We start from the raw sequence: 12684 nt of genomic DNA on the forward strand, positions 1-12684 counted from the left end.
ATAGTATGCATTGGAAATATTTTGGTAAGTTATACATCGCCCTGCTTCTGCTTCTAAATATCATTGGTGTAGGTTGTATAGGCTATATGCTTATTGAAGAATACACATTTCTTGAGGCCATTTACATGACCTTAATAACCGTGTCGAGTGTAGGGTTTAACGAAGTGCATTCACTTAGTGACAACGGAAGAATATTTACAATCTTTCTCATCTTAACCAGTTTTGGTACATTTGCCTTTGCTATTTCGTCTATTACACGATACATGCTTGATGGCGAGTTTAGAAAATATTTCGCCCAAAATAAATCGAAGAAAAAAATGTCAAAACTTAATAACCATGTTATAGTATGCGGATTTGGTCGAAATGGCGGTCGTGCAATTCAAAGTTTAATAGTGCACAACCAATCTTTCGTTATTATAGAAAACGAACCAGAAAAAATTAAACGAGCTCAAGAAGAAGGCCATGAAAATATTATTAAAGGAGATTCTACCCGTGATAGTGTTTTACATGCTGCAAATATTCAAAATGCCAAAGCTCTAATAACCACCTTTCCTAAGGATGCAGATAATCTATTTGTTGTATTAACAGCTAGGGAGATAAATCCTCGGTTAAATATAATTAGTAGTGCAGCCGAGGATAATTCGGTTAGGAAATTGAAAATTGCTGGAGCAGATAACGTTATTATGCCAAGTAAAGTTGGTGGAGCTCATATGGCATCATTAGTTCTTACTCCTGATATCGTTCAGTTTTTAGATCATATTTCTTTAGAAGGAGATGCAGAGGTAAATCTGGAAGAAATTTCGTTTAAAGAATTACCGGAAGACTTTGGATATAAAACATTGGGAGAAATTGAAACGAGGTTTAAAACGGGAACAAGTATAATTGGATTTAAATCGAGTGATGGCGAGTTTATCATCAATCCAGGCGCGAGCACCGAATTGCTGCCCAATTCAAAAATGTTTGTACTTGGCAATCCAGATCAAATTAAGCAGTTGAATGACATCTTTGGATTGAAGAAGCATGTATGACGATAAAATTTTAGGAGTTTGCGTTTGGTTGAGCAGAAAGTTCGACGTGAATGTAGGATATGTCAGAATCGCCTTCTTGGTTGCCGTAATATGCGGGTTAGGTGTTCCTGTTCTAATTTACTTTGGGTTGGCTTTCTATAAATCTAAAATTGAATAACTTGAAAGGAAAAATTCTAATAACAGGTTCAAATGGCCTTTTAGGTCAAAAAATAATAAGTCAACTAAGTGCAGAAGGCGAGTTTGATTTCTTGGCCACCAGTAATGGTGCTAATAGAATGACGTCGATTCAATTTAATTATAGCCCATTAGACATAACAAATGCAGCCGAAGTAAACAAGGTTATTGAAAGCTATAAGCCAACTGCAGTTATCAATACTGCCGCAATGACAAATGTTGATCAGTGCGAAGATGATCGTGAAGGTGCGAAAAAACTAAATGTAATTGCAGTTCAAAACCTTATTGATGCATGCAAAAAGTGGGATTGTCATTTGGTTCACCTTTCAACCGATTTTGTATTTGATGGTGAAGATGGCCCATATAAGGAGGACGATATTCCTAATCCACTAAGCTATTATGCCCAAACGAAAAATGACGCCGACAATCTCGTTAGGGAAAGCGGTTTAAAATGGGCTGTTGTAAGAACAATGTTGGTTTATGGCGTTGTTGAGGATATGAGCAGATCGAACGTGGTTTTATGGGCTAAAGGCGGTTTAGAAAAAGGCGATGCAATGAATGTGGTTGATGATCAGTTTCGGATGCCAACCCTCTCGGAAGATTTGGCGAAAGCATGTATCGAAATTGTAAAGCGCGAATGCACTGGTTATTTTCATATTTCGGGGAAAGACATGATGAGTATTTTAGATTTGGTAAATCGGGTTGGTGCTCATTATAATTTGAATACCGAAAATGTATCATGTATAACTTCAGAAAGTCTTAATCAATCGGCAAAAAGGCCGCCTAAAACTGGTTTTATCTTAGATAAAGCACGAAAGGAATTGGATTACAATCCTGTTTCTTTTGAGGAAGGACTTGACATTGTACTCAATCAACTTAAATAAGAAACAACTCTCTATATAGTTTCTTGAACAAGTCATATATTTGAACATCAAGAAATAACAAGCATTTATGAAAGCAATTAAGTACCTTTTTTTATTCGCCTTTATTTTCAATACGAGTTTAGCCGTTGCAGATGAGAAGGCAAATACAGTCGATACCACCTCTATAGATTACAGAATTAACAAAAGTATTACCCCTGTTTCTAATATTATTCAGAAATACGTTTTTTATCCGATCTATACAATTGAGGGAGATAGTGAAGATGAGAAAATGGAAATTCCAATTGTCTTGGTGTGGCTAGTTCTAGGTGCACTATTTTTTACTTTCTATTTAAAATTTATTAATATTTCGGGGTTTAAATTAGCCATAGACGTTGTTAAAGGGAAATATACTGACCCTAATGATAAAGGAGAAGTATCCCATTTTCAGGCGTTAACAACAGCACTGTCGGCAACAGTTGGTTTAGGAAACATTGCAGGAGTTGCCATTGCTATTTCAATAGGTGGGCCGGGTGCTACATTTTGGATGATAATTGCAGGATTACTTGGTATGTCTTCAAAGTTCGTTGAATGTACCTTGGGAGTTAAGTATAGAACGATCAATGAAAATGGGGAAGTTTCAGGTGGTCCCATGTATTATTTGAAAAAGGGATTTGCGCAGAAAGGTAAGAACTGGGGAAGAGCAGGATTATTATTAGGCGGGTTCTTCGCAGTAATGGGGATCGGTGGTTCTTTTGGTGGTGGAAATATGTTTCAGATTAATCAGGCCACCAAACAATTCGTTGATTTACCAATGATTCAAGGTACGTACCTAGCAGAAAACACTTGGCTTGTAGGGCTAATTATCTCCTTAATTGTTGGGGTTGTTATTATTGGTGGAATTAAAAGTATCGCTAAAGTAACAGACAAGATTGTTCCTTTTATGTGTGGTATATACTGTTTAGCTGCATTGATAGTGTTAGGTGCATACTTTGAAGAAATCCCTTCTGCTATGGGGAAAATATTTAGTGGAGCATTTGGTAATGATGCGGTAATAGGTGGAGTAGTAGGAGTGATGATTCAGGGGTTTAGGCGTGCCGCTTTTTCAAACGAAGCTGGTATTGGTTCTGCTGCAATTGCTCACTCTGCGGTTAAAACTAAAGAGCCAATTACTGAAGGGTTAGTGTCGTTACTCGAACCATTTATTGATACTGTAGTTGTTTGTACTATGACAGCTCTTGTTATTGTAATCACTGGAGTTTATGATGATCAATCAGGAATGGGAGGCATTGAAATGACATCAAGTGCATTCGAAAGTGTCTTCCCTTGGTTTAAAGGGGTGCTTACTATTGCAGTAGTACTGTTTGCCTTCTCTACGATGATTTCTTGGTCGTATTACGGAATGAAATGCGTTACCTTCTTATTCGGCGAATCGAAAATTGTGGAGTATTCATATAAGTTTGTCTTTTGTGTGGTAATCGTAATTGGTTCTTCAATGGAATTAGGTGCTGTGGTCGGTTTCTCAGATGCAATGATATTTTTAATGTGCGTTCCCAATATATTTGGTATGTTAATTTTATCTCCAGGTATTAAAAATGACCTCTCTAGTTTTTTATCACGAATTAAATCGGGAGAGATAAAAACCTATAAATAACATTCTTCGATCTCTCATCTCATATTTTTCATTTCACTAAACTCTCATCTCACGTGTCGAATAAATTTCTTAAGGCGTATTTTTTCTATTCCGAAAGGGAAAAAAGCGGAATTCAAGTACTTCTATTTTTAATCGTATTCTTAATTGTTGTGCTGTACTTTAAGAGAGAGGCAGAACCGATTACGATTATAATTGATGAAGATCAGAAAAAGCCTAAAGTAGAAGCAACGCTTGCTTCATATCAGGAAAAAGAGTCGAAGCCAGAAGTGAAAATGGTAGAGCTTTTTATGTTTGATCCGAATGGGTTATCTCTTGAAAACTGGCAGAAACTTGGCCTGTCGAAAAAGCAAGCTGCTGTTATTAAAAGATATGAAAGCAAAGGAGGGAAGTTTAGAAGTGAATTAGATGTGAAAAAAATGTATTGCATCTCAGATAAGAAATATGCTGAACTACTGCCTTATATCAATATCAAAGTAGAAAAAGAGAGAGCAAAATATGTCGATAATACCAAACCAAAGTTTGTTAAAGAGAAAAAAACTCTTGAAATTTTCGAGATAAATTCTTGCGATACAAATCAATTACAGTCTCTCAGGGGGATTGGTCCCGTTTTGTCGAAACGAATAATAAAATACAGAGAGAGTTTGGGAGGATTTAGGAGCTTAGGCCAGCTCAACGAAATCTATGGTTTAGATTCAGGCTTAGTGAATAAAATATCATTACGCCTTCATGTTGATCTTGATAAAGTAGAAATGATTAAGATTGCCCAAACTGATATCAAGCGCTTATCTAAGCATCCATATATAAACTATAACCAATCAAGGGCGATTTATAACTATTTTCAAGCTCATTCGGAAATGGTCAATGTTATTGAGTTGAGCAACATCGTAATTATCGACAGCTTGGCATTTGAAAGAATGAAGCCATATATAAGCCTGAAGTGAACTCTATTATGTAATTGTTCTTTAGGATTTTGGGTGGTAACAAAGCTGATATAAACACAAATGTGATTCCCTGCTATATAGTAGAGAGGCTTGGTGTCCCGAAACTTCGGGAGGTTAGGGGGAGAGTCAATCCTTAGATAATCAACTAGTACCACAACAAACAGCATCTTTCTACGTATGAATTTGTAGGAGCGTATAAGTGCGTAGGGACTAAAATTTTGGAGCTACTCTTCAAATGAATTCTCAATTCGGAAATTCCCAATCAATAATCCACCAAGTATAATTTATACCGCTTACACTTAAAATAAATTATTATGATGAATTCAGATATAGAAATGTTGAGTCTTATTGTTAAAAGGAGAATTGCAGAAACTTCACTTTACTTAGATTCGATTCAAAGAAATGCAACAATGATTTTGAAGAGTCAAAAGGGCATACACAACAAAATGCGCAATACAAGTAGAAAGAACATTAGTTCAAACATTAACCAAGCAATGGGAAGTCTTTCTAACTATGGGAAAACAAACATATTGATTAAGCGTGTTCACCAAATAATGCAAACATGCACTTATTGGAAAACGATTCAGAAATTTTTGCCAATAATTATTATCGACAAGCCTGTAATAAATTCAACACCTTTGGAAGTTACATCTATTGCTCCGATGAGTCAGGAAGTGAGACTTTTAGGAATGCTGCAAAAAGGGCTGAAAAGAATAGGAGAACATTCTCTATCTCATTTTGTTGAAAATGAATTATTGATAGTCAAATCTTAATAGTAACTTTCTCCGAATTAAGCAGTAAGTATCTACAACATTCAATCCGTAAAATGAACTTCGAACTTTCAGAAAACCAACTCATGGTTGCCGACATGATTAGAAAATTTGGCAACAAACATATCCGTCCTAATATTATGAAATGGGATGAAGCACAAGAATTTCCTATTCCATTATTTAAAGAGTTAGGAAAGCTAGGCTTAATGGGCGTGGTATTACCCGAAGAATATGGTGGATCAGGATTCAATTACAAAGAATATGTAACCGTTGTTTCCGAAGTATCTAAAATTTGTGGATCTATAGGATTGTCATTAGCAGCCCATAATTCTTTGTGTTCAGGTCATATTTATCAATTCGGAAATGATGAGCAAAAGAAACGCTGGCTTCCTAAGTTGGCAAGTGCCGAATGGATTGGTGCATGGGGTTTAACCGAGCCATCATCAGGTTCCGATGCTGGTGGAATGATCTCGAAAGCAGTTAAGGATGGAGATCATTGGGTGCTTAATGGAACTAAGACATTTATCACTCACGGTATTTCATCCGACATTGCGGTTGTTATTATGCGTACGGGAGAAAAAGGAGATTCTCATGCTATGACGGCTTTTGTAGTTGAAAGAGGAACTGAAGGCTTTGCAGGTGGGAAAAAATTGGATAAGCTTGGTATGAGGGCTTCGGAAACTTCTGAAATGATTTTCACCGATTGTAGAATTCATAAGGACAGCGTGATTGGTGAAGTAGGCGAAGGATTCATTCAGGCATTAAAATTACTTGAAGGAGGCAGGATTTCAATTGCTGCCCTAGGATTGGGCATTGCAAAGGGTGCATACGAGGCTGCGGTTAAATATTCAAAAGAACGTGAGCAATTTGGTAAACCAATATCTGCTTTTCAAGGCATATCGTTTAAATTGGCCGAAATGTCGATGGAAGTCGAAGCTGCCGAACTATTAGTATATCGGGCTGCAGATTTAAAAGATAGGGGACAAATAGTGATTAAAGAATCAGCAATTGCTAAATGCTATTGTGGTACAGCGGCAGTAAATGTATCCAACGAAGCTGTTCAGATATTTGGAGGATATGGCTATACAAAGGAGTTTCCTGTAGAAAAGTTTTACCGAGATTCTAAATTGTGTACAATAGGAGAAGGAACGACAGAAATACAAAAAATGGTAATTGCTAAACAAATATTAAAGGACTAGTAGAAAGTCTTGAAAAAATATTACATTTGCGCCACTCAAAAAACGAGATATGTTAATTATACCAGTAAAAGAAGGAGAACCAGTAGAAAGAGCCTTAAAGAGATTTAAGAAGAAATTCGAGAAGACTGGAGTGATGAAACAAGTGCGAGAGCGCAAGCAATTCACAAAAAAGTCTGTAATCATAAGAAAGCAAAGAGCTAAAGCAGCATACGTACAGCAATTGAGACAAAACGAGGAATAGCGTACTTTAGTAAAAGTATTCCTTATTTTGTTATATGCATCAAGAAAAGTTCCTTGAGTACCTAAGAGTAGAGAAGCGTTATTCTGAACGCACTTTGGTTTCGTATGGAACCGACCTACGACAGTTTAAAGTATATCTAAAAGATTTCTTCGAAACGGAAGAAATCACCGACGTTAATCACATGATGATTCGCAGTTGGATTGTTGAACTCATAGAAAATGAGATTTCAACAAAAAGCGTAAATCGCAAAATCGCGACGTTAAACACTTACTATAAGTTTTTATTAAAAGAGCAAAAAATTGAGTTGAATCCGATGCTCAAGATAATTGCACCAAAAATGTCGAAACGGTTGCCTGTTTTTGTAGAAGAAAAGGCAATGGAAGAGCTATTTGAAGAAATGGAGTTTGCTGACGACTTTAATGGGGTTTTGGATAAGTTGGTTTTAGAATTATTTTATGCAACAGGAATTAGGCTTTCAGAACTTATAAACATAAAAAGAATAAATGTTGATCAGGCTAACTCATCGATTAAAGTATTAGGAAAAAGAAATAAGGAAAGAATCATCCCGATTAACAAATTATTGCTCGAATCGATCCGGGATTTTGAATTAAAAAAAGGGGAAATAGAAATAATTGACCCTGAATATTTATTTGTTGACGCTTTAGGAAAAAAATTATACGAAAAAAAAGTCTATAGAATTGTTACAAAATACCTTAATATGGTGACTACATTGTCAAAGAAAAGTCCACATGTTTTAAGGCATACATTTGCAACACACATGTTAAATAATGGCGCTGATATAAACGCAATCAAGGAGTTACTTGGTCATGCAAATTTAGCCGCAACGCAAGTATATGCGAGTAATTCTATAGAACGTTTAAAGAATGTACACAAGCAAGCACATCCAAGGGGATGAAATTATTTTCATGATCTGTCTCAAATTAATTTCATATGCTTTGGTTATATATAAATCTTTATTACATTTGCACTCCTTTTTTTGAGGGGAAAGTATGTGTAAAAGCATGGAAAATACGTTGCCGATGTAGCTCAGCTGGCTAGAGCAGCTGATTTGTAATCAGCAGGTCGGGGGTTCGACTCCCTCCATCGGCTCACGTTCTTTTATAGATTGAAATAAAAAGAGTAGGGGAGATACTCAAGCGGCCAACGAGGACAGACTGTAAATCTGTTGGTTTTACCTTCGAAGGTTCGAATCCTTCTCTCCCCACTGAAGAAGGTATTGCGGGAGTAGCTCAGCTGGCTAGAGCATCAGCCTTCCAAGCTGAGGGTCGCGGGTTCGAATCCCGTCTCCCGCTCAAAAATAATATCGGTTAGGTAAGCCGATGTAGCTCAGGGGTAGAGCGTTTCCTTGGTAAGGAAGAGGTCAGGGGTTCAATTCCCCTCATTGGCTCTTATTAAAGGGCGCGCGGAAAGTAGAGGTAGAAAGAAAGAATAGAGAAATTAGAGTAATTAAGTAATAAGTAACATTAACAATAAACATTTAAGATCATGGCAAAGGAAAATTTTGATAGGTCAAAACCACACCTTAATATAGGTACAATTGGTCACGTTGACCACGGTAAAACAACTTTGACTGCAGCGATTACTTCGGTATTGGCTTCTATGGGTTTAGCAGAGAAAAAAGCTTTCGATTCAATAGATATGGCTCCTGAGGAAAAAGAAAGGGGTATTACTATTAATACTGCTCACGTAGAGTATTCTACTGGAGCAAGACATTATGCTCACGTAGATTGTCCTGGTCACGCTGATTATGTTAAGAACATGGTTACTGGTGCTGCTCAAATGGATGGTGCGATATTAGTTGTTGCGGCAACGGATGGTCCTATGCCACAAACAAGAGAGCATATCTTATTAGCTCGTCAAGTTGGGGTACCTAGTCTTGTTGTTTTCATGAACAAAGTAGATTTAGTTGATGATGATGAGTTGTTAGAATTGGTTGAGATGGAAGTGAGAGAATTACTTTCTTTCTACGATTACGACGGAGATAATATTCCTGTGATTCAGGGTTCTGCACTTGCAGGATTGGAGGGAACTGAAGGTGGTATTGCAAGTGTTATGGAATTAATGGATGCAGTTGATAATCATATTCCACTTCCAATAAGAGAAGTTGATAAGGATTTCTTAATGCCAGTTGAAGATGTATTCTCTATTACAGGTAGAGGTACTGTTGCAACAGGAAGAATTGAATCTGGAGTTATTAATTCAGGTGAAGCTGTGGATATCTTAGGATTTGGTGCTGAGAAATTGACAAGTACTGTTACAGGTGTTGAGATGTTCAGGAAAATTCTTGATAGAGGTGAAGCTGGCGATAACGTTGGTCTTTTATTAAGAGGTATTGAAAAAGAGCATATCAAAAGAGGTATGGTAATCGTTAAACCTGGTACTGTTAAAACACATACTGAGTTTAAAGCAGAAGCTTATATCTTGAAAAAAGAAGAAGGTGGACGTCATACACCATTTCATAACAAATACCGACCTCAATTTTACTTAAGAACGACAGATGTTACTGGTGAGATCTTCTTAGAAGAAGGAAGAGAAATGGTAATGCCTGGAGATAACTTAACTATCATAGTTAAATTAATTGCTCCTGTTGCATTAAGCAAAGGATTAAGATTTGCAATTAGAGAAGGTGGACGAACTGTTGGAGCAGGTCAAGTAACTGAGATCATAAAATAATAACAACTAGTACTTTGCTTAAGTGATTTTTCACTTAAGTACTGTACGGGTGTGGCTCAATTGGTAGAGTAGTGGTCTCCAAAACCATTGGTTGCAGGTTCGAGTCCTGCCACCCGTGCAAAAGAACAAATAACGATGGGACTGAATACCTATTTTAAAGCGACATGGGACGAGTTAGTCAACAAAGTGTCATGGCCAACATGGCAAGAATTGCAGAGTAGCGCAATTGTGGTTATGGTTGCATCGTTGATTATTGCATTGATCATTGGAATGATGGATAAATCTTTTAGCACTATCATGCAGATGTTTTACGACATGATGAGCTAATTACTTACGATTATTAATGACTGAAGAAGTTAAAATAGAAACCTCAAATAAAAAATGGTACGTAGTGCGTGCTATTAGTGGGAAGGAAAAGAAAGTTAAAGCTTATATAGAGCTTGAGATTTCTCGTCTGAAGATGACTAAATATGTTGGTCAGATTCTTATTCCTACAGAAAAGGTCTATCAGATAAGGAAAGGAAAGAAAGTTAGCAAGGAGCGAAATTTTTTCCCTGGTTATATTCTTATTGAAGCGGAATTGGTTGGAGAGATTGTTTTTGCAATTAAAAATGTAACCAATGTTATTGGATTTTTGGGAACTAAAGCTGGAGACCCAGTTCCATTAAGACAAACTGAGGTTAATAGAATATTAGGAAAGGTTGATGAAATGGCTGAAACTGCTGAAATAATGAATATTCCATTCATTGTTGGTGAGTCAGTTAAAGTCATCGACGGTCCGTTTAGTAGCTTCTCGGGTACGATTGAAGAAATTAATGAGGAGAAGAAGAAACTTAAAGTGATGGTTAAGATTTTCGGTAGAAAAACACCATTGGAGTTAAGCTATATGCAGGTTGAAAAAGAAATGTAATCAAAAGATAAAATGGCAAAGGTAGTATCAGCGTTAATTAAATTGCAAATTAAAGGAGGAAGTGCAAACCCTTCACCACCAGTAGGACCTGCTCTTGGAGCAAAAGGTGTGAATATCATGGATTTTTGCAAGCAATTTAATGCAAGAACAGAAGATAAGAGAGGTAAGATTGTACCTGCAGTTATTACGGTATATGCAGATAAATCGTTTGATTTTGTAATCAAAACTCCTCCTGCAGCAATAGAATTGAAAGAGGCTCTTAAGTTAAAGTCTGGATCTTCAGAACCTAATAGAATTAAAGTTGGGTCTGTTACTTGGGATCAGATTAGAACTATTGCTGAAATGAAAATGACAGATTTGAATGCTTTTAAAATAGAGTCGGCAATGAAGATGGTTGCAGGTACAGCTCGTAGTATGGGGATCAACGTAAAAGGTGCTAAACCGTTTTAAGAATAGATAGAATTAATTCTGATGGCTAGATTAACAAAAAAGAAAAAAGAGGCGCAAGGTAAATACGATGCTGAAAAGCAATATTCGTTACTTGAGGCTGCTGGAATAGTAAAGGATATTACTAATACAAACTTTGATTCAAGCATTGAAATAAGTGTTCGGTTAAATGTAAATCCAACAAAGGCAAATGAAATGGTAAGAGGTAATGTTGCTCTTCCTCATGGTCTTGGTAAGGAAGTTACAGTTTTAGTATTATGTACTCCAGACAAGGAAGAGGAAGCTAAAGCAGCTGGTGCTGATTTTGTTGGGTTGGATGATTATATTGAGAAGATCAGAGGTGGTTGGACAGATATTGATTCAATTATTACTATGCCTAGCATAATGGGTAAAATTGGCGCATTAGGAAAAGTTTTAGGACCACGTGGATTAATGCCTAACCCTAAAACAGGTACAGTTACAATGGAAGTTGGGAAGGCTGTTACTGCAATTAAAGCGGGTAAGATTGATTTTAAAGTAGATAAAACTGGGATTATTCATTCTGCTGTTGGAAAGGCTTCTTTTGATAAAGAAAAAATTTCTGAGAATGCAAATGAGCTTATTCAAACTATTATTAAGTTGAAGCCTGCATCTACAAAGGGTATTTACATTAAAAGTTTATCAATGTGTAGTACGATGAGTACTTCTGTCTCGGTTGACACGAAAACATTGTAATATAATATAGAAGATTGTTATCATGACAAGAGCGGAAAAAGATCAGTTAATAGGAAGCTTAACTACAGAGCTAGCAAATAGCGCCAATTTATATATTACCGATATATCCGGAATGGATATGGTAGGCACAAGTAAGTTGCGTAAAATGTGCTTCGACAAGAATGTGACTTTATCGGTTACGAAAAACACATTGTTGAAAAGAGCAATGGAGAATTCGGAAACAGATTACTCCGAGTTATACGATGTGTTAAAAGGAAACACAGCTATTATGTTTTCTGAAAGTGCAAGTGAGCCAGCTAAACTAATAGAGAAGTTTAGAAAGAAAAAGGATAGGCCTTATGTTAAAGCTGCTTTCATTGAAGAGACAGTATACATTGGTGATGAGAATTTGAAAATGTTAAGTAACATCAAGTCTAAAAACGAAATGATTGGGGAAGTGATTGGAATACTTCAATCTCCAGCTAAAAATGTTATTTCTGCTCTTCAATCAGGAGGACAGACATTATCGGGAATTGTTAAAACCTTAGGGGAGAGACAAGAATAATTTTATATACAACAACAATTAAATTTAATACAATGGCAGATTTAAAATCATTTGCAGATCAACTAGTAAGTTTATCAGTAAAAGAAGTCAATGAGTTGGCTGGAATCTTGAAAGATGAGCACGGTATCGAACCAGCGGCAGCAGCAGTTGCAGTAGCAGGTCCTGGAGCAGGAGCAGCTGAAGAAGCAGGTGAGGAACAAACTGAATTCGATGTAGTTTTAACTGAAGCAGGTGGTTCAAAATTAGCAGTAGTAAAATTAGTTAAAGAACTAACTGGTTTAGGTCTTAAAGAGGCAAAAGAAATGGTAGACGGAGCACCGAAAGCTATTAAAGAAGCAGTGTCTAAGGACGAAGCTGAGTCTCTTAAAGCAAAATTAGAAGAAGCTGGAGCTTCAGTTGAATTAAAATAATCAACTGATTCCAGTGCTAACCTGGCTTAGTCAGGTTAGTGTTTTCTTGTTTCGCAATTGAGATTTTTTCAGAGTTATATTTCTTAACTAATTATATT

At 36.5% G+C, this 12684-nt stretch carries 16 protein-coding genes and 5 tRNA genes; all 21 read left to right on the forward strand.

Going from position 1 to position 12684, the window contains the following annotated elements:
* Positions 1–5: 5 nt before the first annotated feature.
* The 21 genes from HRT72_01395 to rplL all read left to right on the forward strand — a co-directional run bounded on the left by HRT72_01395 (position 6) and on the right by rplL (position 12586).
* A complete protein-coding gene (locus HRT72_01395; GenBank protein ID NQY66371.1) occupies positions 6–1028 on the forward strand; it encodes a potassium channel protein in 1023 nt (340 codons plus the stop codon).
* Positions 1021–1185 (forward strand): PspC domain-containing protein, encoded by a 165-nt coding sequence (locus tag HRT72_01400; protein ID NQY66372.1) that lies wholly within the window; start codon positions 1021–1023, stop codon positions 1183–1185. Before HRT72_01395 ends, HRT72_01400 begins: the two co-directional genes overlap by 8 nt.
* Before the next feature lies 1 nt (position 1186).
* A complete protein-coding gene (locus tag HRT72_01405; protein NQY66373.1) occupies positions 1187–2086 on the forward strand; it encodes an SDR family oxidoreductase in 900 nt (299 codons plus the stop codon).
* A 67-nt stretch (positions 2087–2153) separates the two neighbouring features.
* Positions 2154–3716, forward strand: coding sequence for an alanine:cation symporter family protein (locus HRT72_01410; GenBank protein NQY66374.1), 1563 nt, complete (start codon positions 2154–2156; stop codon positions 3714–3716).
* Positions 3717–3769: 53 nt separating this feature from the next.
* The gene (locus HRT72_01415; GenBank protein NQY66375.1) at positions 3770–4657 is read left to right on the forward strand and encodes a helix-hairpin-helix domain-containing protein; all 888 of its coding nucleotides are present in this window, start codon (positions 3770–3772) and stop codon (positions 4655–4657) included.
* A gap of 314 nt (positions 4658–4971) precedes the next feature.
* Positions 4972–5430, forward strand: a complete 459-nt coding sequence (locus HRT72_01420; GenBank protein ID NQY66376.1) for a hypothetical protein — start codon at positions 4972–4974, stop codon at positions 5428–5430.
* 53 nt (positions 5431–5483) lie between these two features.
* The gene (locus HRT72_01425; protein ID NQY66377.1) at positions 5484–6626 is read left to right on the forward strand and encodes an acyl-CoA dehydrogenase family protein; all 1143 of its coding nucleotides are present in this window, start codon (positions 5484–5486) and stop codon (positions 6624–6626) included.
* Positions 6627–6675: 49 nt separating this feature from the next.
* Positions 6676–6867 carry a 30S ribosomal protein S21 gene (locus tag HRT72_01430; protein ID NQY66378.1) on the forward strand — a complete coding sequence of 64 codons (192 nt, stop codon included), beginning with the start codon at positions 6676–6678 and terminating at the stop codon, positions 6865–6867.
* 34 nt (positions 6868–6901) lie between these two features.
* The gene (locus HRT72_01435) at positions 6902–7783 is read left to right on the forward strand and encodes a tyrosine-type recombinase/integrase (GenBank protein ID NQY66379.1); all 882 of its coding nucleotides are present in this window, start codon (positions 6902–6904) and stop codon (positions 7781–7783) included.
* Between the two features lie 120 nt (positions 7784–7903).
* Positions 7904–7977, forward strand: a tRNA-Thr gene (locus tag HRT72_01440).
* Positions 7978–8010: 33 nt separating this feature from the next.
* Positions 8011–8092 (forward strand) — tRNA-Tyr (locus HRT72_01445).
* Between the two features lie 14 nt (positions 8093–8106).
* A tRNA-Gly gene (locus tag HRT72_01450) sits at positions 8107–8180 on the forward strand.
* Positions 8181–8203: 23 nt separating this feature from the next.
* Positions 8204–8275: transfer RNA gene (locus HRT72_01455), tRNA-Thr, on the forward strand.
* A 98-nt stretch (positions 8276–8373) separates the two neighbouring features.
* The gene (gene tuf / locus HRT72_01460) at positions 8374–9561 is read left to right on the forward strand and encodes an elongation factor Tu (GenBank protein NQY66380.1); all 1188 of its coding nucleotides are present in this window, start codon (positions 8374–8376) and stop codon (positions 9559–9561) included.
* 45 nt (positions 9562–9606) lie between these two features.
* A tRNA-Trp gene (locus HRT72_01465) sits at positions 9607–9679 on the forward strand.
* Positions 9680–9696: 17 nt separating this feature from the next.
* Entirely contained in the window at positions 9697–9888 is a 192-nt protein-coding gene (gene secE, locus HRT72_01470) for a preprotein translocase subunit SecE (protein NQY66381.1), read from the forward strand.
* 16 nt (positions 9889–9904) lie between these two features.
* Positions 9905–10471: a transcription termination/antitermination factor NusG gene (nusG, locus tag HRT72_01475; GenBank protein ID NQY66382.1), complete on the forward strand. Its 567-nt coding sequence runs from the start codon at positions 9905–9907 to the stop codon at positions 10469–10471.
* Between the two features lie 12 nt (positions 10472–10483).
* On the forward strand, positions 10484–10921 hold the full coding sequence (gene rplK, locus HRT72_01480) for a 50S ribosomal protein L11 (protein NQY66383.1): 438 nt from the start codon (positions 10484–10486) through the stop codon (positions 10919–10921).
* 21 nt (positions 10922–10942) lie between these two features.
* A complete protein-coding gene (locus HRT72_01485; protein ID NQY66384.1) occupies positions 10943–11632 on the forward strand; it encodes a 50S ribosomal protein L1 in 690 nt (229 codons plus the stop codon).
* A gap of 22 nt (positions 11633–11654) precedes the next feature.
* On the forward strand, positions 11655–12176 hold the full coding sequence (locus HRT72_01490) for a 50S ribosomal protein L10 (protein NQY66385.1): 522 nt from the start codon (positions 11655–11657) through the stop codon (positions 12174–12176).
* A 32-nt stretch (positions 12177–12208) separates the two neighbouring features.
* Complete coding sequence (gene rplL, locus HRT72_01495; protein ID NQY66386.1) at positions 12209–12586, forward strand: 50S ribosomal protein L7/L12; 378 nt, start codon at positions 12209–12211, stop codon at positions 12584–12586.
* Positions 12587–12684 lie beyond the last annotated feature (98 nt).

The sequence above is a fragment of the Flavobacteriales bacterium genome, assembly GCA_013214975.1.
Lineage (GTDB): Bacteria > Bacteroidota > Bacteroidia > DT-38 > DT-38 > DT-38.